Source organism: Shewanella sp. NKUCC05_KAH, assembly GCF_019345585.1.
GTDB lineage: Bacteria > Pseudomonadota > Gammaproteobacteria > Enterobacterales > Shewanellaceae > Shewanella > Shewanella oncorhynchi.
The window spans coordinates 79,690-106,141 of sequence record NZ_JAHKQZ010000002.1 but is presented as its reverse complement, the minus strand read 5'-3'; the positions used below and the strand labels follow the sequence as shown (position 1 = coordinate 106,141).

At 44.0% G+C, this 26,452-nt stretch carries 27 protein-coding genes; 19 read left to right on the top strand and 8 right to left on the bottom strand.

Annotation, left to right across the window (positions count from 1 at the left end):
- Positions 1-256: 256 nt before the first annotated feature.
- Positions 257-1,105, bottom strand: a complete 849-nt coding sequence (locus KO533_RS02325) for a type I restriction endonuclease (protein ID WP_251073340.1) — start codon at positions 1,103-1,105, stop codon at positions 257-259.
- Between the two features lie 431 nt (positions 1,106-1,536).
- Here KO533_RS02325 and KO533_RS02320 point away from each other — a divergent pair, with 431 nt between their 5' ends.
- The 8 genes from KO533_RS02320 to KO533_RS02290 all read left to right on the top strand — a co-directional run bounded on the left by KO533_RS02320 (position 1,537) and on the right by KO533_RS02290 (position 8,703).
- Entirely contained in the window at positions 1,537-2,019 is a 483-nt protein-coding gene (locus KO533_RS02320; protein ID WP_219233724.1) for a low molecular weight protein-tyrosine-phosphatase, read from the top strand.
- Between the two features lie 69 nt (positions 2,020-2,088).
- Positions 2,089-2,385, top strand: coding sequence for a hypothetical protein (locus KO533_RS02315; protein WP_028760210.1), 297 nt, complete (start codon positions 2,089-2,091; stop codon positions 2,383-2,385).
- 298 nt (positions 2,386-2,683) lie between these two features.
- Positions 2,684-3,151 carry a GNAT family N-acetyltransferase gene (locus KO533_RS02310; RefSeq protein ID WP_219252706.1) on the top strand — a complete coding sequence of 156 codons (468 nt, stop codon included), beginning with the start codon at positions 2,684-2,686 and terminating at the stop codon, positions 3,149-3,151.
- Positions 3,152-3,868: 717 nt separating this feature from the next.
- On the top strand, positions 3,869-3,994 hold the full coding sequence (locus KO533_RS22735) for a hypothetical protein (RefSeq protein WP_263171210.1): 126 nt from the start codon (positions 3,869-3,871) through the stop codon (positions 3,992-3,994).
- Positions 3,995-4,141: 147 nt separating this feature from the next.
- Complete coding sequence (locus KO533_RS02305) at positions 4,142-5,458, top strand: hypothetical protein (RefSeq protein ID WP_219252704.1); 1,317 nt, start codon at positions 4,142-4,144, stop codon at positions 5,456-5,458.
- Between the two features lie 19 nt (positions 5,459-5,477).
- A complete protein-coding gene (locus KO533_RS02300; RefSeq protein WP_219252702.1) occupies positions 5,478-6,008 on the top strand; it encodes a hypothetical protein in 531 nt (176 codons plus the stop codon).
- Positions 6,005-7,993 carry a GMC family oxidoreductase gene (locus KO533_RS02295; RefSeq protein WP_219252700.1) on the top strand — a complete coding sequence of 663 codons (1,989 nt, stop codon included), beginning with the start codon at positions 6,005-6,007 and terminating at the stop codon, positions 7,991-7,993. Before KO533_RS02300 ends, KO533_RS02295 begins: the two co-directional genes overlap by 4 nt.
- Before the next feature lie 332 nt (positions 7,994-8,325).
- Positions 8,326-8,703 (top strand): SH3 domain-containing protein, encoded by a 378-nt coding sequence (locus tag KO533_RS02290; RefSeq protein WP_219252698.1) that lies wholly within the window; start codon positions 8,326-8,328, stop codon positions 8,701-8,703.
- A gap of 302 nt (positions 8,704-9,005) precedes the next feature.
- On the opposite strand, the gene ylqF is transcribed toward KO533_RS02290, so the two are convergent.
- Positions 9,006-9,947 carry a ribosome biogenesis GTPase YlqF gene (gene ylqF / locus KO533_RS02285; RefSeq protein ID WP_011919190.1) on the bottom strand — a complete coding sequence of 314 codons (942 nt, stop codon included), beginning with the start codon at positions 9,945-9,947 and terminating at the stop codon, positions 9,006-9,008.
- Positions 9,948-10,097: 150 nt separating this feature from the next.
- On the bottom strand, positions 10,098-10,937 hold the full coding sequence (locus KO533_RS02280) for a 2OG-Fe(II) oxygenase family protein (RefSeq protein ID WP_113939512.1): 840 nt from the start codon (positions 10,935-10,937) through the stop codon (positions 10,098-10,100).
- Between the two features lie 312 nt (positions 10,938-11,249).
- Between KO533_RS02280 and KO533_RS02275 the strand changes: the two genes are divergently transcribed.
- The gene (locus tag KO533_RS02275) at positions 11,250-12,155 is read left to right on the top strand and encodes a bifunctional methionine sulfoxide reductase B/A protein (RefSeq protein ID WP_219252695.1); all 906 of its coding nucleotides are present in this window, start codon (positions 11,250-11,252) and stop codon (positions 12,153-12,155) included.
- A gap of 155 nt (positions 12,156-12,310) precedes the next feature.
- On the opposite strand, the gene hemB is transcribed toward KO533_RS02275, so the two are convergent.
- Positions 12,311-13,294: a porphobilinogen synthase gene (gene hemB / locus KO533_RS02270; RefSeq protein ID WP_219252694.1), complete on the bottom strand. Its 984-nt coding sequence runs from the start codon at positions 13,292-13,294 to the stop codon at positions 12,311-12,313.
- A 350-nt stretch (positions 13,295-13,644) separates the two neighbouring features.
- Between hemB and tsaB the strand changes: the two genes are divergently transcribed.
- From tsaB to rnd, 7 genes are all read left to right on the top strand, one after another.
- Entirely contained in the window at positions 13,645-14,358 is a 714-nt protein-coding gene (tsaB, locus tag KO533_RS02265; RefSeq protein ID WP_219252692.1) for a tRNA (adenosine(37)-N6)-threonylcarbamoyltransferase complex dimerization subunit type 1 TsaB, read from the top strand.
- A 106-nt stretch (positions 14,359-14,464) separates the two neighbouring features.
- Positions 14,465-14,779, top strand: a complete 315-nt coding sequence (locus KO533_RS02260; protein WP_028760199.1) for a hypothetical protein — start codon at positions 14,465-14,467, stop codon at positions 14,777-14,779.
- Complete coding sequence (locus tag KO533_RS02255; protein ID WP_028760198.1) at positions 14,772-15,500, top strand: M50 family metallopeptidase; 729 nt, start codon at positions 14,772-14,774, stop codon at positions 15,498-15,500. The genes KO533_RS02260 and KO533_RS02255 overlap by 8 nt, the downstream gene beginning before the upstream one ends.
- Before the next feature lie 210 nt (positions 15,501-15,710).
- Positions 15,711-16,523, top strand: a complete 813-nt coding sequence (locus KO533_RS02250; protein ID WP_105252272.1) for a class I SAM-dependent methyltransferase — start codon at positions 15,711-15,713, stop codon at positions 16,521-16,523.
- Between the two features lie 21 nt (positions 16,524-16,544).
- Positions 16,545-17,408: an alpha/beta hydrolase gene (locus KO533_RS02245; protein ID WP_168824028.1), complete on the top strand. Its 864-nt coding sequence runs from the start codon at positions 16,545-16,547 to the stop codon at positions 17,406-17,408.
- Between the two features lie 204 nt (positions 17,409-17,612).
- A complete protein-coding gene (gene fadD / locus KO533_RS02240; RefSeq protein WP_105252274.1) occupies positions 17,613-19,286 on the top strand; it encodes a long-chain-fatty-acid--CoA ligase FadD in 1,674 nt (557 codons plus the stop codon).
- Positions 19,287-19,356: 70 nt separating this feature from the next.
- The gene (gene rnd / locus KO533_RS02235) at positions 19,357-20,466 is read left to right on the top strand and encodes a ribonuclease D (RefSeq protein ID WP_028760194.1); all 1,110 of its coding nucleotides are present in this window, start codon (positions 19,357-19,359) and stop codon (positions 20,464-20,466) included.
- 92 nt (positions 20,467-20,558) lie between these two features.
- Here rnd and minE read toward each other — a convergent pair whose 3' ends face one another.
- From minE to minC, 3 genes are read right to left on the bottom strand one after another with little or no spacing between them, the layout of a single operon-like run.
- Positions 20,559-20,816 carry a cell division topological specificity factor MinE gene (gene minE, locus KO533_RS02230; RefSeq protein ID WP_028760193.1) on the bottom strand — a complete coding sequence of 86 codons (258 nt, stop codon included), beginning with the start codon at positions 20,814-20,816 and terminating at the stop codon, positions 20,559-20,561.
- Between the two features lie 2 nt (positions 20,817-20,818).
- Positions 20,819-21,628: a septum site-determining protein MinD gene (gene minD / locus KO533_RS02225; RefSeq protein WP_006086391.1), complete on the bottom strand. Its 810-nt coding sequence runs from the start codon at positions 21,626-21,628 to the stop codon at positions 20,819-20,821.
- Between the two features lie 27 nt (positions 21,629-21,655).
- Entirely contained in the window at positions 21,656-22,321 is a 666-nt protein-coding gene (gene minC, locus KO533_RS02220) for a septum site-determining protein MinC (protein ID WP_006086392.1), read from the bottom strand.
- Between the two features lie 122 nt (positions 22,322-22,443).
- On the opposite strand from minC, the gene KO533_RS02215 reads away from it, so the two are divergent.
- Positions 22,444-22,722 (top strand): YcgL domain-containing protein, encoded by a 279-nt coding sequence (locus KO533_RS02215; protein ID WP_028760191.1) that lies wholly within the window; start codon positions 22,444-22,446, stop codon positions 22,720-22,722.
- 143 nt (positions 22,723-22,865) lie between these two features.
- Positions 22,866-23,306 carry a YcgN family cysteine cluster protein gene (locus KO533_RS02210; protein WP_028760190.1) on the top strand — a complete coding sequence of 147 codons (441 nt, stop codon included), beginning with the start codon at positions 22,866-22,868 and terminating at the stop codon, positions 23,304-23,306.
- Between the two features lie 172 nt (positions 23,307-23,478).
- Here the strand turns inward: KO533_RS02210 and KO533_RS02205 are convergent, their stop codons facing one another.
- The gene (locus KO533_RS02205; RefSeq protein ID WP_219252690.1) at positions 23,479-24,999 is read right to left on the bottom strand and encodes a methyl-accepting chemotaxis protein; all 1,521 of its coding nucleotides are present in this window, start codon (positions 24,997-24,999) and stop codon (positions 23,479-23,481) included.
- A gap of 469 nt (positions 25,000-25,468) precedes the next feature.
- Between KO533_RS02205 and pheS the strand changes: the two genes are divergently transcribed.
- The gene (gene pheS, locus KO533_RS02200) at positions 25,469-26,452 is read left to right on the top strand and encodes a phenylalanine--tRNA ligase subunit alpha (protein WP_006081368.1); all 984 of its coding nucleotides are present in this window, start codon (positions 25,469-25,471) and stop codon (positions 26,450-26,452) included.

Below are 26,452 nucleotides of genomic sequence, written 5' to 3'. Positions count from 1 at the left end.
ACGCTGAGTAATGCGCAATTGATATTTTGATAGTATTATTCGTAATAGGCGACTGTCGATAATAGTTGTTCACTGAAATTAAAAATATCATCTACAGAGTTAATAGGATGACGAGTTTCATTTTTATTTTCATCCACTAATCCTAGATACTTTTGTTTAGCATTGAAGTGTAAGCGGCATAAGGGTTTTCGGTTATTATCATCCAATAGTATGCCAAAGTAACTTTGGGTATCCCTTGCGATGATTCGATTAACTTCTATTTTTGCCTCAATATAGCTTTTATCACATTGAAACCGTCAATTTCTTCTTCAGTAGTAACTACTTTAATTTTTTCATCATTGGATGGGATTGGGGTATCGATTAAATTTTTGTTTTCATCAGTTGGTTTATCATTGCCAATAGCGGATTTTAAACGTTCATTAATGCTGTCGTTGAGAAATTGTCTTAGTGCTTTATGAGTAATTTCAGCAAATTGATGTTTTACTTTAGGTGTAAGAACCCCATCATAAGCCCTTGAGGCAAAAAAGCGAATAAACTCTTCTTCAGGTTCTTTAAATTGCTCACTAATAACACGTTTTATCTGACTCAAGTATTTTAGTTCTCCTGCCGCGCTGACTATTGAGTTAACGTCGAACGAGTTTTTAGTCAGCTTTTTAACTTCAGGAATTAAGTGTTCATCAATATTTTCAAGATCTAAGATCAGAAATGGTTTTTCATCCATTTTGTTAGGAGCATCAAGATCGGTATAAAATTGATATTCAGTACCGTTTGTAAGAATAGCTAAGCGTGCGTTTGTGACAGAAAAATAACGAAATAGTTGTGACGCATGCTTTATGGACAGCTTTTCATTGTACTTTTTGCATTCAATAAGGATTTGCACTTCACCTTCCTTAATTAATGCGTAGTCAACTTTCTCACCTTTTTTACCTATAGTATCTGCCGTAAATTCTGGGACAACTTCGCTAGGATTAAAAACATCATATCCTAGAACTGTATGCAAAAATGGCATGACTAAGGCATTCTTAGTCGCTTCCTCAGTTTGAAGGCTATTAGCAATTTGAGGGATACGTTTTGATAGAACATCGATTCGTTCAATAAAATCCATTTTACTTTTCCTCTTCTTGTACTTTGTGGTGTATTTTTTATTTGAGCGAGTATGCGGTGAACAGTCAGTTTTATTTTAAACCGTACTCTGACATATAAACCTAGTCGATAAAAAATCCTTAGCAAGGAGGCTAATTTGTTTCTGTGCTGTTTATCGTATATTTTACGGGTTAGGTTAAATTTTGTGCGTACTTGGTATGTATATGGCTCAAGGGGAATATTTTAGCTGAGGTGACACCCTTAACTTTCGGATCGTAGCGCGCATTTTATTTTTGATAATGGTTTGGCGTAAGAATATTTTGCTTTTATAGGTTTAACATGTTGTATTTATAGGTAAATAATTAATGTATTAAGCTGCTTATCATATTAAGTTTACATCTAGGTTTAAGCACATTAGATAAATTATTGATAATACTAAGCTATGAGGTATTCATGTTAAAAAATCAAAGTGTACGGCGAATATTGATGGTTTGTATGGGTAATATTTGTCGCTCACCGACGGCAGAGGCGGTTTGTCGTTTTAAGATTGCTGAGCGCAGGCTTAATATTGAGGTGGATTCGGCGGGTACTATTGGTTATCACCAAGGGGATAAGCCCGATAGCCGCGCTATTGAGGCTGGTAAAAAGCGGGGTTTTAGTTTCGAGGGCATGCGGGCGCGGCAGGTGGTGAATGCTGATTTTGAGCATTTTGATTTAATTCTAGCTGCGGATAATGCCAATTTGGCGGATCTGCTTAGCCGTTGTCCGGTTGAGTATCAACACAAGTTACAGTTAATGTTGTCCTATGCTGATACGCAAATAACGGAAGTACCAGATCCTTACTATGGCGGCGCACAGGGTTTTGAACTAGTGCTCGATCTCCTCGAGCAGAGTATGGAAGCTTTATTAGATCAATTGACCGAAAAGTTCCGTTGAGATGCGTATTTCCATTTACGGTTTGGGTTTTATGATAAGTGCGGGTAAATCCCCTTATGCGAGATGACGATGAAAGTAATGGATTCTGAAAACCGAGTATGGTTCCTTTTGGAGCATGAAGGTCGCTTGTACTTGAATGCAAATTGCAACATGAGTGCATTTGGCTATAGCTATATGATCCAGCTCAATGGTCAGGAACTGCAAAATTATGAAGGTGGTGGCCGCGAGTATCTAAATAATCTTGCTCACGATATTCATTATTCTGTTCCAATCGCAAAAGACACAACGTCAATTTACAAAGGTCGTGAAGTTTCAAAACAGCTAGCTGGTTTAGCAACAGAAGCGATTAAAGCGTGGCGTGCTTAAAATCGGTTAACTCTAAAATGCCCCAAAGCTTGTTTCAAAGTTTAAAATGCAAGTAGGGCGAATAAAGTTGTGGCTATAAAAAAGCTAATGTGATGAGGTTACTTTCAACCTAGAAGTCATGCCAGTCCTAACTTTCAATAAAGCCACAGCAAAGTAAACATCATCATAAAGTCATTAATAGATATCAGTATAGTTTGACTACAAACATCAATGGTTGTGGGCTGCTTGCCTTACAAGGTTAAGTTGGTAAGATGTTGTTCATAAAGAAAATCAAATCGTTGTACATCTAAGGACATATATGGAAATTTCATTACTTGCCGATAATCCCTCTGCGATAGACACGGTAGCTAGTTGGTATTTCAACGAATGGTGCCAAGACAATGGTAGCTATACCAAGGAGGAAGTCGCTGAAAAAGTCTCTGCATCAATAAATCGAGATACCGCGCCTATTCTGATCATTGGAAAAGTAAATGGTGTTCTTGCTGGTTCAGCAGAGCTAAAAATTCGAGAAATGGACATATACCCAGAATTTGAATTTTGGCTTGGTGGTGTTTACGTCACTCAGCAGGCTAGGGGACAGGGTGTCGCCTCAAAACTTGTGAAAGAGATAATATCGCTAGCACATAAAATAGGTGTGAAAAAATTATATCTTCAAACAGAAGATTTAACTGGAGGTTTGTACTTACATCATGGATTTAAGCCTATAGAACAAGTGAATTATAAAGGTATAAATGTATTGGTTATGGGCACAAACATCGGTGAATAACAAGTTTGTGAAGGTACACTGCGGCTCAATTGTGGGAAGCAAGTGGAACGATATGATCATATTTCACAGGGCTACCTAAGTAGGTCAAAGCATCCCCAAATGGCATCATTTTTAATCTTAGAGTTTTCGTCAGTACAAGAAAATAGATTTCCTGTTTCAACAGTAAGAACAAGTTGTGTTCTGTTTCAGTCAAAGTGTTTATAAAGTCATTAGCAAGGCCATATAATCAGATGCTGAGTGACTCTTTACAGAATCTAATGATGAAAATGAGTCGAAATCTTCCAAACTTTGACAGTTATTGTTGAATCAATGGCTACCAAATAAGAATAGGCCGCGCGTAGTTGCGACCGATTTTACGATCGCTTAGTTAGTTCCTGTCCACGCTTGGTCCTCGCAGACTTCAGATCAATGTTGAACTCTTGATATCACATTATGCTTTTTACCGCTGTTATCGTCGTGTCGTGCGGCGAGCTTTTTTGCAAATAAAATAAACCTCCTGCCTCACGCTTGACAATAAGTGAAACGTAAACAATCTTTTAACATGGAATATTTTCAGAAGGTTACTTTTCTTTCTGCAGCATAGAATTGTTTTCACTACGGGAACACAGGAGTGTTTAACCCTTCCACTGAGATTACTAGGTTCATTTGAGGTGATCCTCAATGAATAATCTAGACTCAAGGTATCGTGATAAAACGCAATCATGAAAAGGAATTTCAATGAAAGACGTTAATATTTATCCGTATCAATCAATCTGTTCAGACTGGCTCAGTAAGCCAGAGACTGCGATCAAAACAGCAAACTTCAATTTTAATATCGAAACCCATTTATTGGGATTTGGTTGAGGTCAAGTTTTGTTCGCTATTTGTATTGTGACATCACGCCTGCAGTGGCGAGTGTTGTGAAAGCCCTGATTTTAAGTCGTTAAAGAAAGTGGAGTTGTAAACGTTTTAAGCATTGAATAAGTCCCAATAACAAGGAGAGTTAATTTCATGTCTATCAAATCTTTTAGCTACAGTACGCTTTTTTTGTGTATGAGTGCTGCTGTACATGCAGAAGCACCAGTAGAGACAAAAACAGCTATAACGCTACCCACGTTAAGCCCTGTTATGCCACTGGAAATCACAGCAAAACCCCCGTTCTCACTCGAAAGCCTGCAACATGATTTTGATGATTTTTCTTGGCAATCGTTTATTGCACTTAACTGGCCAGCAAATGCCGATGGCACACCTAATACCACGTCCACCATTGGGCAAAAAACTAACCAGCCAGTCGTGTGGCTGCATTGGAAGGAAAGCCGGGAGATTTTTTTACCCGATGGCGTAAAACCACCTGGGTGGGATCAGTCCAATAATGTGCCGGATGTTTGCAAAAGTATTGATCCCAAGTCCATTCCTCAAGGGACTATTTATTTAACGCAAGTAGGGAAGACCCCGAATGTGTTGGATGAAAGTGGTGAGCCTTTTACAACGGGTCCATTGATTGATCAAAACGGGCTTTATACCCGTTATGAAATATTAACCAATGAAACCATGTTCAATTTTATTTTGGACAATAACCTTTACAGTAAAAAAGGACAGAAACAGTTTAATGCCGATGTCGACTTTACCGCGAGCGACAGTAAAACCGGGCAGGTAGGTTCTATCATGCTTAAAGCCTCATGGATAAAAATGGGCGGCAAGTTTGATTCGACGAATTACTATACAACTTACGCGCTTGTTTATAACAATCCCGAAGAGCAACACGGGGTCAAGCCCGCGTGTGCGCTTGAACAAGTCGGTCTAGTGGGGTTTCACATTGCTCACAAAACCACGGGTGAACCACAATGGATTTGGTCTACCTTTGAGCATGTCGCTAACGCGCCAACCCAAGGTGAGTCAGCATCATTGTCGGCATATAATTTTTACGATGCTAAATGTACTGACTGCAAAGTGAATGAACCACCAGCACGCCCGTGGGATCCGGCAAACCCGCACACTAAACCAACTCAAGTGGAACGCGTCATTCCTATCACTGCCGACGCTAAAGCCTTAAATGCCAGTTATCACGCTGCACTCGACGCTGTAGTGCCGGGATCGGTATGGATGAATTACGAATTGGTCAGTACGCAATGGCCTACCGATGCTAAAAATCCCACCGATCCAACGGGCGTGCCTGCTCCCTCATTTTTAGCGAACACCACGCTCGAAACTTATATCCAAGGTTCGGTAAAGCAAACATCAAGTAGCTGTATGGCTTGTCACAATAATGCGGCAACCACTAACGGTAATTTTGCAGATTTCACTTACTTGCTGCAACGCGCGCAATAATTTACGAAAGGAACTCATCATGACTGATATTACAGGCGCGACTGCCGATACTATGAATAATTTTATTGGTTTGAGCGCGGTATTAACCGGCTTTGCTACCAGTATTATTGCCCCGACATTGGATCCCGTGGATATTAAATCCGAATACTTAGCCGTGTTTACGCAAAAAATAACCGAAGAATCAAAGGACCTAACTTTAGTTACAACTATTCTGCACAAATTTACGGCGTTAAAAGCGCAGCAATTATCAGATCAACAAATTGGCACGCAAATGCTGGTGCCAGACAACGGGGCTAATTTTGTATTGGCCTGTCGTAAATTGATTTTTATGTGGTACTCCGGTGCATGGCCAACCATTATTCCCGCGACGGATACAGAGCCGGAAACCACGGTTAGCGATATGATTTCGGCAAAAAGTTATACCACGGGTCTAGTCTGGCAAGTTATGCAGGCGCATCCGATGGGGGATTCAAATTATCGATATGGCTATTGGGCAAAAGCACCCGCTGCACTGTCGGCATATACGGGTCATCAAGGAGGTGCAGTATGAGCGCGCAAACCAATTACGATGTCATTATTGTGGGCTCTGGTATTGCGGGCTCTATCATGGCTTATCAACTGGGGATGGCGGGGAAAAAAGTATTAATCCTCGAAGCAGGGCAGGAAGTGCCTGTTGACCGCAGTGGTTACATGGAAACCTTTTTTAAAGCCAATGCCAAAACACCTGAGTCACCTTATCCTCCTACTACGCAAAATCCAGCGGCATCGACGGCGGATAATCCACTCGGACTGCCTGATCCTGCGAAGGAAAATGTGCCGCGTTATACCGTGTTGCAAATTGGCGCATGGCGTAATCCAAAGCAATGTTATTTCGACTACACGCCGCAGCCTGAACATTTGAAACCTGACAGTACTGAAGCAAAGTTTGCTTTTGCCAGTTCCTATGAGCGCATTGGCGGCGGCACAACTTGGCATTGGCTGGGAACCAGTTTGCATTTATTGCCCAATGATTTTGAATTGCAAACCCAGTATAAGCAGGGCGTGGATTGGCCCGGTGGAAAACAATTTTATCAGGCGCTGGTTCCTTACTATGAACAGGCGACCAATGAGATTGGCGTCGCCGGTGACAAAGAGGCAATGGATCAGCTTTATCGCGGATTTAATGTTTCACCGGATGGTGTTTATGGGCCGAATTACGATTACCCAATGCCTGGCATTGTTTCATCTTTAGTTGATCAACAATATGAACAAGCTGTGAGCGATATGGTGTACGACAATATTCAATTGTCAGTCACGCCAACCCCTCAGGGGCGCAATTCATTACCGGGTGAACGCCGTCAATGTGCGGGGAATACAAATTGTATTCCTATTTGCCCTATCCAAGCCAAATACGATGCTACTGTGACGCTCGGGCGAGCATTGCAAACCGGTAATGTTGATGTGTTTTATCGTCACGTCGCGACAAATGTTCAAGTGGATGAAAATACAAAGGATGTAGTTGGTATTGATTATGTGACCTATCAAACTCACGGGGGGATAGCGACGGGCGGCGGTACCGTTACGGGTAAAAAATATGTGATTGCAGCTCACGCGATTGAGACGCCTAAATTATTGCTCATGTCTAAACGTAATAAAGCCTGTCCGAACGGCGTCGCCAACCATAGCGATCAAGTGGGGCGTAATTTGATGGATCATATTATGTATTTGGCCTGGGGTCTGGCGAAAGATCCTGTCTACGGTTTTCGAGGGCCTTTATCTACTGCGGGTATCGAAAGTTTACGCGATGGCGCCTTTCGTAAAGACCGTGCCGCCTATCGTATTGAAATCGGCAATGAAGGTTGGCAGTGGGCAGCAAATGATCCATTCACAACCTTAGCTGATTTTGTATTTGGACAAAATAATTCGCAATTAAATGGGGATTCTGTCAATCAGCAGGGAATTTCATTACGGTTTGATCCCGCCATGTCTGCGAATAGCGCTTTATTTGGTGCCTCACTGGTGAATACCTTGAATGGTATTTACACACGGCAAATTCGTATGGGCTATTTAATTGAACAATTACCTGATCCGGAAAACCGTGTCGAGTTGTCGGAGACGCTGAAAGATAACTTAGGTTTGCCGCGCCCCAAATTAACCTATCGTGTACGCGAGGATTATGTGCGCAATGCGTTCGTGTCGGCTAAAGATATTTCGACCAAACTCTTTGACGCCCTTGATGCGCGGGAATATACCAAGGCTCCGCCTGCGCCGGTATTTTATGGTGATAAGAGTCAAGTAACGTCGAATAATTTTGAATATCAGGGCCATAATTTTACGTTTTACGGTGCTGGACACATTGTGGGGACGTATCGAATGGGGGACTGCAGAGATACGTCGGTGGTGAATCCTCGTCAGCAATCTTGGGATCATAGCAATCTGTTTTTAGTCGGTAGCGGAGTGTTTCCAACGGTTGCAACGGGTAATCCAACCCTCACTTTGGCAGCGTTGGCATTCCAGGCAGCAGATCATGTTTTGGAAGACCTTAAAATAAGTTAAAAAGTTGTAATTATTCATTAACTCGCTGTTAATTCCCATTGAAAACCGCGTGCAAATTGGCGCGGTTTTTGGCTAACTGAATATACCTTCATATTACGCTAACTGGCATTTTCCTACTCATAATGCAGTTTATTGTCATCGTATTTAAAATCAAAATATTACAGTTTTTTATGTTGATAATTAGTTTGAAAACTGTGCATGCGTGTGTTGTCGGATAGTATGTTTGATAGAAAACTGATAAGTTTCATTCAAACAATGCGTTAATTGGGCGTGCTTTGATAAGCCAATAAGTTTAACGTTCACAAATACTTATTAAAAGGTTAGCTGAACACATGACTACTAAGAAATATATCGTTGTCAATCCACATGAAAGCGAGTTTCCTAACCCCATTACGTTCAAAAAAGGTGATTCTCTTACCGTTGGAGACAAATATGCAGGTCCTGAAGGCTGGGATCTCTGGTTCCTTTGCACTACGCCGGGGCAAGATGCTGGTTGGGTTCCTGGTCAAGTGATTCAGCGCCTAAAAAATGCCAACGGGCTGGCGCTTGAGGACTATACGGCAAGAGAACTTAATGTGCATGAAGGTGAACAACTCATTGGCACACGAATGTTGAATGGCTGGGTATGGTGTATAAAAGCTGTCAGCGAAGAATCAGGGTGGGTACCATTAGAAAACTTGAAAGAAGTGGTAGATCTATCCCGCGACTAAAGCACCTTTGCTGTGCAGTCAAACCCAAGATGGTTCCTTGGTGTATTGTGCTAAGAGGATGATGAATGGCTGATATTGAGAGCTTATATCAGGCACGCAGAAGTCATTGGCGTAAAAGTGTTTTTTAACGCGAAAGTTTCGTTTCAGATAATAAAAAAGCCAGTATATTCAATATATTGGCTTTAACTTTAAACTTGATAAATGAGCGCCATAAGCTGGAATATAAAAGTCATCAGCGTCTTGTCTTTAACGTCTTTAACAAAATCTGCGCCTTATATTCGAAATGCAGAGTGGCGGGCTGACTAGTCGTTATGGCGTTTGCCTGAACGTTTAAGTCTCTCTGCTGCCAGTTTGGCTTCTTTCTCTGCTTCTTTTTCGGCCATGATACGGGCGACTTCAATCTTTTCAAGCTCTGCCATCGCAGGCGTTTCTAGCGAGAGTAAGCCTATTTTCCCCGAGCGATATTCATGCAGTAATAACTCTGATGCCTTGTGCATATCGATGCGACCACCTGGACGCAGCGCACCACGTTTGCGGCCGATTTCCTCGAGAAGTGCAACATCATCCTTGGGTAATTCACTTAAGTTATAGCGCTCACAAATCTCTTTTGGATAAGCGGTTAAGAAATACTTGGCGGCGAACAGGGCCACATCTTCATATTCCATCGCCGTATCTTTAATGGCGCCAGTGACGGCAAGGCGATAGCTGCTCGCTTCGTTATCCACTTTGGGCCATAAAATACCCGGGGTGTCCGACAGCACGATACCGTTACGTAAATTGATCCGTTGCTGGGTTTTGGTTACCGCAGGTTCGTTACCGGTTTTGGCGATAACACGGCCAGCTAAGGTATTGATGATGGTAGATTTCCCAACATTGGGTATCCCCATGATCATAGTGCGAATGTCTTTTTCGGTTTTATCGCGACTTGGCACTAGCTTACGGCAGAGATCAGGGATTTTTTTCACCATTGCCGCTTGCAGTGTCGTGATCGCTGTGGCTTTGACGCCTTGCTCACGCTCTAAGTATTCAATCCATTGTGCGGTGATCTCTGGATCGGCCAGATCAGATTTATTGAGCAGTTTGATACAAGGTTTGTCGCCTCGAAGCTGAGCCACCATGGGGTTTTCGCTACTGTAGGGAATACGCGCGTCCAGCACTTCGATAACAAGATCGACCTGAGGCATAGCCTCTTCAATCTCCTTGCGTGCCTTGTGCATATGCCCCGGATACCACTGAATTGCCATGATAACGCCTTGTCCTAAATAACTTAAAGAACGGCTATTCTACCTTGAAGGTGGCGAATGTCATAAAAAAAGCGCCCTAAGGCGCTTTAATCGCTTAATCCTTGACTGTCTCTTGCGATTGTTACTTGGATTAATAGGCTGAATTAAGGCTTAGATCACCCCGAGTTCGCGCAATCTTTCCATTAGATAACTGTCAGCGGTATAGCGATCCGATAGCACTACAGCAGGGTTTGGATGTAAAAATAACGGCAAAGAGATCCGTGACTTGGTTTTATCCGTACCTTCAGGATTGATGACGCGGTGAGAGGTCGATGGGAAATAGCCGCCAGAGGCTTCCTGTAACATGTCACCGATATTGATAATAATGTTGCCAAAATCGCTTGGAACATCTAACCAAGTGCCATCTTTGGCTTTCACTTGCAATCCAGGCTCATTGGCAGCAGGTAATACTGTGATAAGGTTGATATCTTCATGTGCCGCGGCGCGAATGGCGCCCATTTCTTCACTGCCCGTCATCGGCGGGTAATGCAGAATGCGCAGCAAGGTTTTTTGGCTGTTGGCGATCATTTCTGGCAATGGCATCGAAAACTTGGCTTTTACGTCTTCTGGTGAGTAGGTTTCAATCCACTCTAAAAGCTCAGCGGCCAGCGCGTTGGCTTTATCGTAATAGGCGAGAATATTGGCACGCAGTGAATCGGGGATACGGCCCCAAGGGTAGACGTGGTAGTACTCTTTAATGTCTTTGACTGTGTTGCCTTTGGCAGTTTCAGAAATCGATGCGGGGAAGAAACCGTCGTGGGTTTCCTTTTTAAACATGTAGTCGTTTTTAGCTTCTGAGTTAAAAAAGGCTTGCCACTCGGTGTAGATGTCTTCAACTAAGCGCTTATCAATCGGATGATTAGATAAAACACCAAAGCCAGTTTCCCGAAGTGATTCAACGAATTGCTGGGCACTGTTTTCAGCGCGGTAATCAATGGTTTCTAATTTCATTTTGGTTTCTACTTGTTATATTTAGTTGTAATTTGACCCGCTGCAAGTGTAGCCGTGCGCTGATGTGGGTGCAAATACTCAGCGACTGTGATCTGGATCAACTGCCGTATTTTCCGTCATTTATGCAGTCGCTTATATGAGCACTTATATTAGTAGTTACTTGAGTGGTAAGATTTTAGTCACCAGCCGCATTTTGAAGCCGAGTGCAAGAAATCTTGCTTGGAGTGGGTCTTATGTTGGCTTCCTTATAAATCAGCTTCTTAATCAAAGAATATCGAAATACACAACGACGTGAGTCGAAAGGGCATTAATATGAATAAACTGACCGATTTTGAACGCTATGTTATCGAAGAGAAAGGCACTGAACGCCCCTTTAGTGGTGAGTATTATGAGCACGATGCTAAGGGTTTGTATTTATGCAAAAAATGCCATGCCCCCTTGTATCGCTCTGAGCATAAATTTAATGCCCATTGTGGCTGGCCTGCCTTCGATGATGAAATTGCTGGCGCTGTAACCCGCCATATAGACGCTGACGGCCGCAGAACTGAAATTGTTTGTAGCCAGTGCGGCGGTCACTTGGGGCATGTCTTTGAAGGTGAAATGTTAACACCTAACAATATCCGTCACTGTGTTAACTCAGTTTCTATGGTTTTCAAAGGGATGGATAACGCTGTTGAACAAGCAGCGAATCACTTTGCGACTTTTGGTGCAGGGTGTTTTTGGTGCGTCGAAGCGATTTTTAAAAGCCTAAAGGGCGTGGTGAATGTCACTTCAGGTTATGTCGGCGGCGAAGCCCATGATGCCGATTATAAATCTGTTTGCTCGGGCCAAACTGACCATGCTGAGGTTGTGCATATCGAGTTCAACCCTGAGGAAATTGATTTTACGACGCTATTACAGGTCTTTTTTGAGAGCCATGATCCGACCACGCTTAATCGCCAAGGTAATGATAAGGGGCCACAATATCGCTCCGTGGTGTTTACCCATAATGCTGAGCAGATAGAGCAAACTACCGCTATGCTTGCTCAGTTAGCAGCAGCCAAGGTTTTTGATGCGCCGATAGTGACCCAGGTTTCAGCGTTTGATACTTTTTATCCCGCTGAAAATTATCACAACGACTACTTCGCTTTACACGGTGAGCAGCCCTATTGTCAGATGGTCGTGCGTCCTAAAGTGGAAAAAGTAAAAGCCTTGTTTGCAAGATTACAGAAGGCTTAAGCGATTTAGCACAGGGTGTTAAATACAAAGACGCCACCAATAAAGGTGGCGTTTTTTATGGGGTTTCTAAAGTGCAAAACCTAGTTGTTCTCTTAACAAGCAGAATAGCTATGGGTTTAACGATTAGCGTAACTTTTGATTCGCTACCGACGCAACTATCGGCTTTCAGTTAACCATTGGGCGTATTGTTTGGTGTAATAGCTGACAATCAAATCTGCACCCGCCCGCTTTAAGCCGATAAATGTTTCAGTCACCACCGCACGCTCATCCAACGCGCCCGCAAGGGCGGCAAATTTAATGCCCGCATATTCACCGCCGACTTGATAGGCGGCGAGTGGTAAGTGGGTTTCTTGTCTTAAACGGCTGAGCACATCTAAGTAGGGTGTGCCGGGTTTAACCATCAGGATATCGGCGCCTTCGGCTTCATCTAATGAGGCTTCTAACAGGGCTTGACGACCATTAGCATAATCCAGTTGATATCCCTTGCGATTTCCACTGAGTTCACAATCGACCGCGGCTCTAAAAGGACCGTAAAAAGAAGAGGCGAATTTTGCCGAGTGGGCCAGAATCGCCACATGTTCAAAACCTGCGGCATCGAGCCCTTGGCGAATGGCTTTTACTTGACCGTCCATCATGGCCGATGGTGCTAACATATCAGCGCCAGCTTTGGCGGCTGTTATCGATTGCTTAACTAAATTTTCGACTGTGAGGTCGTTGCAGACTTCATTATTGTGAACTATGCCGCAATGGCCGTGATCTGTGTATTCACAAAAACAAATGTCGGGGATCACCATCATCTCAGGCACGGTAGCTTTAATGGTGCGCACCATACGGGCGAGTAAACCATTGTCGTCCCATGTATCGCTGCCCTTATCATCCTTAGTGTGGGAAATCCCAAAGGGCATCACATAGCGGATCCCGAGGGCATAAAGCTCGCGAACTTCATCCGCCAGTGCGCTCTCAGGTAAGCGGCTGATGCCAGGTAGCGTGGAGATGGGCACGGCATGGGTGATGTGCTCTTCAATGAACAGGGGATGGATAAGATCGCTCAGCGAAATATGGGTTTCGCGCAGCAGATCGCGCATTGCTTCTGAATTACGTAAGCGTCTTAAGCGACGCAATGGAGGCGTGTTTAACATGAAATGTCCTTATCGAAGGCGGGTTAAAGCAATCGTACAATACTAAGGGAATGGCAAGGGATAAATTCGCCCCTTACTTTTCTGCTCTGACAATCAAAGTTGAAAAAGTTTCCCCAAGCGAGCTATATTCGTTAATGAGTTTATTGATCATTGACTTAGATCACATAAATTCATCTCGTCCAGATTTGCGACTGAATATCATGAGGGCGCTATTTTAGCTGAGTTGCTTGCTTAGCCCTTTGTTTTCGGACATTTGATGTTATTATTTGCGCCAGTTTTCTCATGGCATATTCGCTCAATACAGATTATGTAAATTTGATGCGAAATCTTGCCCGCAATCCGGTTTTGAAATGACAATAACACACGAACACTCTGCTTGTATTCTTGCCTTAGACACTTGTACCGAATCCTGCTCAGCTGCGCTGCAATACCAAGGTCAGATTTATGCTGAACTTGCCGATGCGCCGCGTGAACACAGTCAACGTCTGCTGCCTATGGTCGATTCAGTGCTCAAGCAAGCGGGCATTCGCTTAGATAAAGTGACTGCGATTGCTTACGGACGAGGCCCTGGCAGTTTTACGGGGATCCGTATTTGCACGAGCATGACGCAAGGTCTGGCACTGGGGTTAGATTTGCCTGTGATTGGTATTTCAACCTTAGCGGCAATGGCACAAATGGCGATTAGCGAGCATCAAGCCGAGCAAGTTTTGTGCGCCATTGATGCGCGCATGGGGGAAGTGTATTGGGGCCAGTTTGTGGCCGTTGATGGTATTGCAACGCTTGTCGGTAAAGAAGTGGTCAGTGCGCCTGCGGACGTACTGCTTCAGCTCGATACTCAAGCGCCAATTGTGGGCTGCGGCACAGGTTTTGATGCTTATCCCGATTTGCTGGCACTCGGCAAGGGGATTTTAGCTCTCGAGGCCGTGAAATATCCCGATGCAAAGGCTATGCTGATATTGGCTGAAGCAGGCATAAAAGCTGGACTGACAACCTCGGTCGATGAGCTTGAACCTGTGTATTTACGTGATACAGTCACATGGAAAAAGTTACCCGGCCGTGAATAAGCTGTTCTTTGCTTGAGTATCTGCGATAGAATCTCAGGCAACTGATACTAAGCATTCTTTACGATGAATGGCTTAACGATGGATAGTGCAAACTTAAGGCTTCTTGATGCAAGTTAATGTGAATCAAATGAGTTTGACGAATGCTGTAGCGAGTAATAGACCCGCTATCGCTCAGGGGCTGACTGCGCCTGAATCGTCACGCCCAGTGATTGAGCAAGATGCCGTCGAAACCCTTAGTTTAGAAACTCAGCCTAAAAGTAAAAACGTAGCGGGAAATTTACAGTCAAGGCTTGGTGCGCACCTCGAGTATGAGCAAGATACTCGCGGCCATCAGGGAGCGATTGCCCAATATTTACAAACCCAACATGCCGCCAAACGCGATGAAATTCAGCAAATGGTGGGTGTGGACTTGTATGCTTGAGCATCAAAAAACGTCTTCCCGTTCAACCTCGCGATTTTCCTCTTCTAAACTGACAGGCTTAGCCACAAGCGGTGTGCCAAGCCGTGGTTTGTTTATTATCGAGCTAGTTTTAGCTTTATTGATAACTCGAATTCCCTATTTGAGCGTGCCGTTTAAATGGCTTGAAAGCTATTTCCATGAATTGTCCCATGGCATTGCAACGATTTTAAGCTCGGGCGTGGTCAGCCATATTCAGTTGTTTCCGAATGGAGCAGGATTTTGTTTTAGCCAAGGCGGCTCGCCGATGTTTATTGGCTTTGCTGGGTATTTTGGTGCAGCCTGTTGGGGATATTTAATCTATTTATTAGCGACTTGGCCAAAGGGGATCCGCGTGAGTTTTGCCTTGCTAGGTGCCTTAGTTGTGCTAAGCGGCTTGCTTTGGGGCAGGGATATTCTCACGTTAGCGATTTTAGCTGTGCTGACTATTATTTTGTTGTTACCGCTTAAACTCAGTCAAAACAAAATGTTGACTCAGTTTTTGCGTATTATTGGCTTGATGATCATGCTTAATGCGCTTGCGAGTCCGACAGTGTTGCTCGGGCTTGATGGTCAAGGTGATGCAGTGATGTTGGCCGAGCGTTCTTGGATCCCCGCGTGGATTTGGGTGGGATTATGGTTATTAACCAGTGCCTGCGCTTTGTATTTTGCGTGGCGCCGTGTCGATAACGCTGCGAGTCGTTAGTTCTCAAGCTTGTTTAAGGCCTCAGTCGTCTAGTGTTTTCCCCATCGTTTTTCTGCTTTGAACTTTGTTGATTTAGGTAAAGGTGATTTTGCTCATCACTTTGAGCTATAACCACTTATGTCGCTTAAAGCTTAGTTTTCCGACTTCTATTCCTTGGATTTTTGGCCATTGGCTGCTAGGTTAAGCCTTCGGTATCCATGGAGAATTACAATGAAAAAAGTCACCTTAGTTGCCAGTCTGCTGCTTGCTGGTTTATGTTCGAGTGTTACCTATGCCGATGAAAGCTTAGATAAAGTCTTAAAAAGCGATTTTCGTCAGGCTAAAAATGCCAGTCGTGACGTTTATCGTCATCCCGCTGAAACCTTAACTTTTTTTGGCATTACCCCAAAACAGACTGTGATTGAACTCTGGCCGGGTAATGGCTGGTACAGTGAAATATTAGGGCCTTATCTTGCTAAAGAGGGCCGATATATCGCAGCCAGTTTCGAAACAGCTCCTGCAACAGATACTCCCGGAAATCGTTATCGCGCGAACGCGGGAACTAAGTATGCTGCGTGGATGACGGCCAATAAAGACGTCATGGGCAATGCTAAGATTGTTACCTTCGATCCTCCACATAAGATGGATTTAGGTGCTGACGGTAGTGCTGATCTGGTATTAACCTTCCGAAATCTACATAACTGGGCATCGACAGATCAGTTGGAAAACGTGTTTGCCGCGTCTTATAAAGTGTTGAAGGACGGCGGTATCTTTGGCGTGGTAGAGCATAGAGCCAACGAAGGAATGAACTTCAGCACTGGCTATATGGATCAAGCGGCTATGGTTGCTTTAGCCAAAAAAGCAGGTTTTACCTTAGTTGAAAGTGCAGAAATCAATGCGAACCCCAAAGATACGAAAGATTACGCCAAAGGTGTTTGGACGCTACCGCCCTCTTTTGCCTTGGGTGATACCGATAAAGAAAAATACCAAGCGATCGGTGAAAGTGACCGTATGACACTTAAATTTGTCAAAAAATCATCTTAATTACCTGACATCAGAGGCATTATGTGGCAATCTTTCGCCCCCAAAAATCAAATCGAATTTGTATTACCTCATATTACGGTCGCGGGCCGATTATGGGGGGCGAAGGATAAACCTTTATTGCTTGCCTTACATGGTTGGTTAGATAACGCCAACAGTTTTGAACCTTTAACAGCGCATTTACTCGATTATCAAGTGCTCGCCATTGATTGGCCAGGACACGGCTTTTCTGCACATAGGCCGGGACACTATCCGCTGCATTGGATTGATTATTTGTATGATTTAGACGCGTTGTTAACGGCATTACCGCAAAAGCCAGCGGCAATGATTGGGCATTCGCTTGGCGGTATAATCGCCTCAGCTTACACGGCGACATTTCCCGAAAAGGTTAACAAGCTGGTATTGATCGAAGCGTTAAGCCCCTTGTCTGAGTTGCCAACGCAAGCTAAGGCGCGATTGAAAAAAAGCTTCTATCAGCATGAGAAGTATTTAACTCAGAAGCATGGGCAGGCAAAGATTTACGACAGTATAGATACTGCGGTGCGGGCGAGGGCACATTTAACAGGACTTGCCGAACCTTGGTGTCGTTTGTTGCTCGATCGTAATATGCAGCCCGAAGGTGATGGCATAGGTTGGCGTAGTGATCCTCGATTAAGATTAGATTCACCCCAACGATTAACCTTCGCCCAAGTTGATGCCTTGATGCAGGACATCAATGTTGAAACCTTATTAATTTGTGGCAAACAGGGATTTAGCCAGTTGCAGAGCGCGATACCTAAGGCCAGAACGTGGTTCAAGCATTTGTCTGAGCACATAATTGAGGGCGATCATCATGTGCATATGGACAATGCCGAAGGCGTTGCACGTTTGATCCGCAAATTCGTTTAATAGGTTGCTTATATGGGTATAAAAAAGACGCTAGGTTTTTTGTTTTTTTTATGTGATGATGATCAAAATTAAAACGCTCGTATGATTTATGACGAGTAAATTAATAACTATAAAATGTAAGCCGGTATTTTAACTCGGTATTTATCGAGTCTTGACGCTTGTATGGATATTGTTTCCGCAGTTGTGGGGATTTAGGAGAGAGTAGTGGATCAGCCTTGGATTAATCATTTGCCAGAAGATGTGCCTGCTGAAATTAATGTGGAACAATACTCATCGCTTGTCGACATGTTCGAGACGGCGGTGGCTAAGTATGAAGATCAACCTGCATTTATCAACATGGGTGCCACGCTAACCTATCGTAAATTGGAAGAACGCAGCCGAGCATTCGCTGCGTATTTACAAAATGAATTAAAGCTTGAAAAGGGCGACCGTGTCGCCTTGATGATGCCAAACCTGTTGCAGTATCCCATTGCACTGTTTGGTGTTTTGCGTGCAGGTATGGTGGTTGTTAACGTTAACCCACTTTATACACCGCGCGAGCTTAAACATCAGTTGATTGACTCTGGCGCCAAAGCCATTGTGGTGGTGTCAAACTTCGCCCGCACTTTAGAAGAAGTGGTCGAGCAAACTCCTGTTGAAAGCGTGATTATCACCAGTTTAGGTGATCAATTAAGTGCACCAAAACGTACCTTAGTGAACTTTGTGGTGAAGTACATCAAGAAGTTAGTGCCAAAATACGATTTACCCCATGCCTTATCAATGCGCGATACCTTATCAACGGGTCGTCGCATGCAATACATCAAACCAGAAGTCACTAACGATGATTTAGCGTTTTTACAATACACAGGAGGCACCACTGGGGTCTCTAAAGGCGCTATGTTGACCCATGGCAATATTGTTGCAAACGTATTGCAGGCCGATGGTGCATATTCTCCCGCTTTAAACGATGGCAGTGAGTTTGTCGTAACGGCCTTGCCGCTGTATCACATCTTCGCCTTGACCGTGAATTGCCTGCTGTTTTTGCACAAAGGTAGTCAGAATTTACTCATCACCAATCCTCGCGATATCCCAGGATTTGTGGCTGAGTTGAAAAAGTATCCTTTTACCGCATTAACTGGGGTGAATACCTTATTTAACGCTTTAGTGAATAGTGATGATTTTTCCCAGTTGGATTTCTCACGCTTAAAACTCTCTATCGGTGGCGGCATGGCGGTACAAAAAGCCGTGGCGGATAAATGGCAAACCATTACTAAAACCCGTTTACTTGAAGGTTATGGTCTGACGGAAGCCTCACCCTTATTAACCTGTTGTCCATATAACTTAGACGGTTATAACGGTTCAATTGGTTTTCCTGCACCTTCGACACTGATCCAAATCCGTAATGATGACGGCAAGGTATTAGCCCAAGGCGAAACCGGCGAGCTGTTTGGTAAAGGTCCTCAGGTGATGAAAGGCTATTGGCAACGTCCTGAAGAAACCGCCAAAGTGATCGACACTGACGGTTGGTTAGCTACGGGCGATATTGGTTATATGGATGAGAAAGGTTTCTTCTATATTGTCGACCGTAAGAAAGACATGATCTTAGTATCAGGCTTTAACGTATTCCCTAACGAAGTCGAAGAAGTGGTCGCACTTCATCCAAAAGTGATTGAAGTGGCTGCCGTTGGTGTGCCAAACGACGCCAGTGGCGAGTTAGTGAAGGTATTTGTGGTGGCAAAAGATAAATCTTTAACCGCTGAAGACATCATTAAGCACTGCCGTATTCATTTAACGGGATATAAAGTGCCGAAGCTGGTAGAATTTAGGGACGAGTTACCTAAAACCAACGTGGGTAAAATCTTGCGACGAGAGCTTAGAGACGAAGCTAAGCGCGCGTAAGATTGAAGCCGGCATTTGCCGGCTTTTGTTTTTATGGACTGTGATTGACCCACAGGATCTGGAGAAGAATTTGTCAGCGTTTCAATATGTGAGTGATGAAGCAAGCCTTAATGCCCTCGTTGCCCAATATAAACAGAGTAAGATACTCGTGTTAGATACCGAGTTTGTTCGTACTCGTACTTATTATGCCAAGTTAGGTTTGATTCAAGCCTATGATGGTAAAACCTTAGCTTTGATTGATCCGGTCGCTTTACCTGATTTAGCCCAGTTTTGGGCGCTGTTATCGGACCCGAATATCGTTAAGCTAGTGCATTCCTGCAGTGAAGACTTAGAAGTTTTTGCGCACTATGGCAAATGTCAGCCTACGCCTTTGTTTGATAGCCAAATTGCCGCCTCTTTGTGTGGTATGGGCCACGGTGTGGGTTATGCCAAGTTAGTTGAAACTTGCCTTGGTGAAGTAATCGATAAAGGTGAATCGCGTACAGATTGGATCCGTCGTCCTTTAACGGAAGCCCAGTTAAGCTACGCCGCCAATGACGTCCTGTATTTGTATCAGCTCTATCCTCAACTTGAAGCGAAACTCAGCGCCCAAGGGCGTTTAGCTTGGTTATACGAGGAAGGGGAAAGGATGACTCAGGGCAGGCTTGCCGATCCTGATCTCGATACAGCCTATTTGAAAGTGAAAAATGCTTTTCAACTCACTGAAATTCAATTGGCTTACCTTAAAGTGCTCGCCAAATGGCGCCTTGAAAAAGCCTTAGTCCGTGATTTAGCTTTAGGTTTTGTGATCAAAGATCATGGTCTTATCGCATTAGCGAAGAAGCAACCTAAAACTTCGGCTGATTTGTTTAAGCTCAATGACTTGACCGAACAGGAAAAACGCATTCACGGCAAAGATTTATTACGTGTGCTACAAACTGCGGATTTGGTTAATTTACCCGAGTTAGTGGATGTATTGGCGTTAAAATCAGGCTACAAATCGGCCTTTAAAGCGATTAAAAGCTGTTTGGTCGAATTATGTGAAAAGCATGATGTGCCGCAGGAAATGCTCGGTTCTAAACGTCATATCCATGAGTTTTTGCAATGGCGTTGGGATAAGCAACAAGGGGATTTACCGGCAGTGTTATGCGGTTGGCGAGGGGAATTAGCAACTGAGGCTTTAGCAAAGCTTGAGGTCTAGTGCTTAATATTTCGTACTTGAAGCTATCGCTGAAAAACATCCACATCAAAATGTCATCTTCAATTGAAGATGACATTTTTTGTGTCATCGACTTATCTGTCAGGCAAAGTGACGTTAAGCTCGAGTACCGACAGGTTGGCGTCGTTTTGATCTAACTGCACAGAAACTTGATCATCAGAAATCGGCACATATTTGCGAATAACGGCAATGATCTCTTGTTTCATCTGTGGGAAATAATCGGGAGTGTCCCTTTGTCCACGTTGATGAGCCACGATGATCTGTAGGCGCTCTTTTGCCATTACCGCAGTGCTAGGCTTTTTCTTGCTTTTGAAATAGTCGAGTAAAGACATAATTAGCTACCAAATATCCGTTGTAAGAAACCTTTCTTTTCTTCCGTAATAAAGCGTACTGGTACATCTTCACCCAGTAAGCGTGCGACTGTATCACTGTAGGCTAAACCTGCATCACTTTCTTGGTCGATAATCACAGGTACGCCTGAGTTAGAGGCTTTCAGTACAGATTGTGACTCAGGAATAACGCCGAGTAACTCAATGGCCAGAATTTCTTGAACATCGTCAACACTCAACATTTCGCCCGATTTTACACGGCTCGGTGAATAACGAGTCAAGAGTAAATATTCTTTTATCGGCTCTAGATTCAGTTCTGCGCGGCGTGATTTGCTTTGCAGCATACCTAAAATACGGTCTGAGTCGCGTACTGAGCTGACTTCTGGGTTAGTGGTCACAATAGCGATATCGGCAAAATACAGTGCCATCATAGCGCCTTGCTCAATCCCTGCGGGAGAGTCACACAGAATAAACTCAAAGTCTTTGGCCAAATCGTCTAGAACACGGCCGACGCCTTCTTTGGTCAGTGCATCTTTATCACGGGTCTGTGAAGCGGGTAAAACGAATAACTTATCGCAGCGTTTATCTTTGATCAGCGCTTGATTTAAATTGGCTTCACCATTGATCACATTAACGAAGTCATAAACAACACGACGCTCGCAACCCATGATCAAGTCTAAGTTTCGTAAACCTATATCGAAATCAATAACGACTGTCTTGTGTCCTTGCATGGCAAGACCGGTCGCAATTGCAGCACTCGATGTGGTTTTACCTACGCCGCCTTTACCTGAAGTGACAACAATAATTTGTGCCATGTTTCTCTCTATCCTTTGTTCTGCCATTTAGAGGGGCAATGATTCAACCATAAGCGACTCACCGTTTAGGCGAATGCAGCCGCTTTTATCTGAGCTATGTTGTTGTAGATTTTCAGCGAGCCAATATTGCCCTGCTATTGAAACGAGTTCGGCCTCCAGAGAGTGGGCAATGATAACGGCGCTGGTATCGCCCGCGGCGCCTGCCATGGCTTTCCCTCGTAATGCGCCATAGATATGAATGCTACCATCTGCGATGACTTCTGCGCCATTGCCTACCGCACCAAATATGATTAAATCACCATTTTTTGCATAGACTTGTTGGCCTGAACGAATATTTTGCTTCACTATTTTAGTTTGGCGCGGGGCCGGCGGCGGGGTACTGCTCTGTTTTCCCGCTTTGACTATGGCAAGGCCTAAGTCTTTTGCTTGTTTACTGAGTACGGTTGTCGCGCCCGTTATGCCAACAATCACTAATTGACGTGAGATCAGCAGATCCTTTAACGCACTTAAATTCAAGCTGTCGTGCTGAATGGCACTCAGATTGACGACTAAAGGAGCACCCAGAAAAAACTGAGGAGCCTGTGCCAATTTATGGTCTAATTCAGTCATGACAGCTTGTAAATCGCTGCTATTAATATGAAGCACTGAAAGAGTAAAAGAAGCGCCTTTTAACTCTAAGCTAGGTTTTGACATCCCGGCACTATTCTCCAGAAATCATCAGTCGGTTCGCTGATTTTACAATTAAATTACTAGGCGACCATGTTATAGTGTGCCCCATTGACTGGCAAGTTTGAACTATTGGATATTTGATTCTTATGCTATGTGCCGTTTATAAAAGTAGCCGAAAGGCTGATACTTATTTATTTGTGAAGAAAAGAGATTGTTTTGACGATGTTCCAGTGCCTTTGATGGAAATGTTTGGCGTGCCAAAGTTGGTGATGGTGTTTCCTATCGCTAAACGCGATGCGTTAGGTATGGCAGATATACATAAAGTCAGAGCAGCAATGGCAGAAAATGGCTTTTATTTACAAATTCCACCACCTCAGGTGAATTTATTGGCTGAGCATAAGCTGAGCCTTGGGATCAAAGATTAACTGGGTAGCATCAAGACGCTGCTAATGAGCTCAGGCGCGTGAAACCACACTCGTTAATCTCAGTGGCATTGCGTATCTGACGACAAATTAGTGTAAAATAGCCCGCATTGAGCGGGTTTTTTATTAAGAAGATACAGTTAATCATGGCATTTTGGCAGAGTAAAACATTAGCGCAGATGAGCACAACCGAGTGGGAATCCCTGTGTGACGGTTGTGGTAAATGTTGTTTAAACAAGTTGATAGATGATGAAACCGAAGACTTGTATTACACCAATGCAGCTTGCCTTTTGCTCGATCATCAAACGGCAGGCTGTCAGCATTACAGTGACCGTTTCACCTATGTCCCCCAATGTACAGTGATCACGATTGATAATATCCATGAGTTAACTTGGTTGCCCGACAGTTGTGCCTATCGCCGCCTAGCGGCAGGGCGTGAGCTACCGAGTTGGCATCCGCTGCTCACAGGCTCCAAAGAAGCGATGCATTTAGCGGGTATGTCGATCCAAGGCAAGGTGGTGGATGAAAGACGCGTGAAGGATATTGAAGATCATATCGTGCTATGGCCACTTAAAGACGTTGATTAACAGACGTGAATTCATTTTGCTGTAGCGTTATCGATTGAAAATTAACTTATTAATTGAAACGACACTTGTTGATTGGAACGTGACCGTCAGAATGAAAACAACAAGGGAGCGATTCGCTCCCTTGTGCATTTTGGGTGTTAAGTGAATTTAAATTCCATCAAATAATGCTCGACTAGATTTTTAATCCCACCATCAACTGATCAAGTTGACCAGCTGTTGCTTGCAGCTCATCACAACCTGAAACCGACTGGTTGGCCGATTGCTCCACATCGTGTGATTGGTTGCGAATTTCCATTAAGTTAGTCGCAATCTCGTTGGCCACTGCCGATTGCTCTTCGGCCGAGGTCGCAATTAGCACACTCATTTCAAACACTTTGTTGCTGTGGTGGGCGATAAACTCTAAGTCTTTACCCGTTTGCAGTACGTGTTGTTTACCTTCATTAGCTTGATTCACAGTACGTGACATCACTTGTGTCAGATTGCGAGTACCCGATTGAAGTGATTCGATCATGGTTTTGATTTCAACCGTTGCGGCCTGAGTTCTCCCCGCTAAAGTACGTACTTCATCGGCCACCACGGCAAAGCCACGACCTTGTTCACCGGCGCGTGCCGCTTCAATTGCCGCGTTGAGTGCCAGTAGGTTGGTTTGCTGGGAAATCGCATTAATGGTTGACACCACTTCATCAATTTTACTGGCGTTGTCATTGAGTACACCCACCGCATTTGAGGCCGCGGAGATCTCATCCGATAACACATCGATGGCCTTAACTGTGGTTTCAATATCTTTCCCGCCCGCGCTAACCTGTTGATTGGCTTCTTGGGTTTCGGCTGAGGATTGTTCGGCATTGCGGGCAACTTCTTTCACTGCGGCAGTCATTTCTTCCATTGCCGTCGCTAAGGAGTCCAGATGTTGTCTCTGGTTTACCGCCAAGGATTGGCCTTGCTGCGCTGTGCTACGAAACGATGATACAACTTCGCGTATTTTAGCGGTCGATTCTGCGATTTGCTTTACTAAGGTATGTTGACGTTCTACTAAGGTATCTATGCTGATGGCTAAGATACTGAACTCGTCCTTCACTTCGAAGAAGTTTAAACGCCCCGTTAAATCACCCGATGCGGCCCGTTTTAATGCCATCACCGTCGTATAAAGTGCGCCGCCTACGAAGGTTGAAATGTAATAGCTGAACAAAAATAGCACAAACAAGAGTGCCGCCATTAGGCCATAAACCAGCAGGTTATCGTTGGCGAGCAAGGCATCAATTTCTTTGCTGTCTAGGGGAATAATCGTGATCAGGTTTTGATCGTTAACCCGACTCACAGCTCTAGGTTGCTTACCGCTATCATCGATACCACCGCCACTGCGAGCGATGGATTGCGCTTTACTGTCGGCTTCATTTACCGAAACAATGCTGACATTACCTTCAATTTCGCGACTAAGTTGATTAAGGATAGTTTGGCGTTCTGGCTCTGGTAGTTTGTTATATAAGCTGCCAGTGACTTGGTTGATTTGTTGTGAAGCATTTTGCAGACTGTTGAGCTGTCCTTGAATTAAGGTTTGCTGGGATTGGTTATCTAGGAAAAGCGCCAGTCCGACAATCATTAACATGGGAACGATAGAGAGAATAGCGAATTTAGTTTTTAAGGTCATATGGATAAGATATTGATCTATCCAGCGAAATTTTACTTCTTTCATGAGTGCCTCGATAAAATGGGCTATAAACCGAATTTATATCGGTCAGTTTGCCATAGACTTTATAGTTTTCTGTTTTGTAATGATTTATATGGTTAATGTAGTCTAATTGCAGTCGTTATTGTGTTGTTTGCTGCAATTTTGGCAAGGTACAGATGTGAGTTTACAGTTTAGTTACAAATGCTGCTAGTGGCTGAAAGCGGAAGTTGTTTACGTCAGAATTGAGGTTTGGGTTTCCCCTTGAGCAAAACTCAGGCTCTGAACTGGGGTAACACATGAATTTGCATGATAAAAACCCCCAATAAGCCCTAGTAATATGCCGCTCGCTCGCGTAAAATTTCTATCCTTTTATTTCGTTATAGCTAGCAAAGCGTCTGGCATTAACGCCCGATAACCTGAGCACCCAAATAGCCTGAAAGTTTGGCGCCCATAGCACTTGTTTATCAAGCGCGACTATGCAGTGGAAGAGAAAATGCAGCAGTTAACTGAGATCGTAGAACAAGCCTTAGTCATTATTGACCAGGCCAGTGATCTAAAAGCACTGGATGATATCCGTGTCGATTACCTTGGTAAGAAAGGTAAGATCACCGACATGATGAAAATGATGGGTAGCTTAAGCCCTGAAGAAAAGCCAGCCTTTGGCCAAGCGGTCAATGATGCTAAACAGGCGATTCAACAAAAATTAACTGAGCGCATCGATGGTCTGAAAAGTTCGGAATTGGAAGCCAAATTAATCGCTGAAAAGATTGATGTGACTTTGCCAGGCCGCACCCAAGAGATCGGTGGCTTACATCCTGTGACTCGAACCATTGAGCGCATCGAAACCTTTTTCGGGGAATTAGGGTTCTCGGTAAAGCAGGGGCCTGAAATTGAAGATGATTTCCACAATTTCGACGCACTGAATATCTCTGAGCACCATCCTGCGCGTGCTGATCATGATACCTTTTATTTCAATCCTAAACTGATGCTGCGTACCCAAACTTCGGGCGTGCAAATCCGTACTATGGAAACTGAAAAGCCACCATTACGCATTATTTCTCCGGGCCGTGTTTATCGTAACGATTACGACCAAACTCACACGCCTATGTTCCACCAAGTGGAAGGGCTTTTGGTTGATGAGCATGTGAACTTTGCCGAATTGAAAGGCATTTTGCATGACTTCCTGCGTAACTTCTTCGAAGAAGATCTGCAAGTGCGTTTCCGTCCATCTTACTTCCCATTCACTGAACCTTCAGCGGAAGTGGACGTGATGGGCAAAAATGGTAAATGGCTAGAAGTGCTTGGCTGCGGTATGGTACATCCGAATGTGCTGCGCAGCGTTGGCATAGATCCAGAAAAATACTCTGGTTTTGCTTTTGGTATGGGTGTCGAGCGCTTAACTATGTTGCGTTACGGCGTAAACGATTTACGTGCGTTTTTTGAAAACGACCTACGTTTCCTGAAGCAATTTAAATAA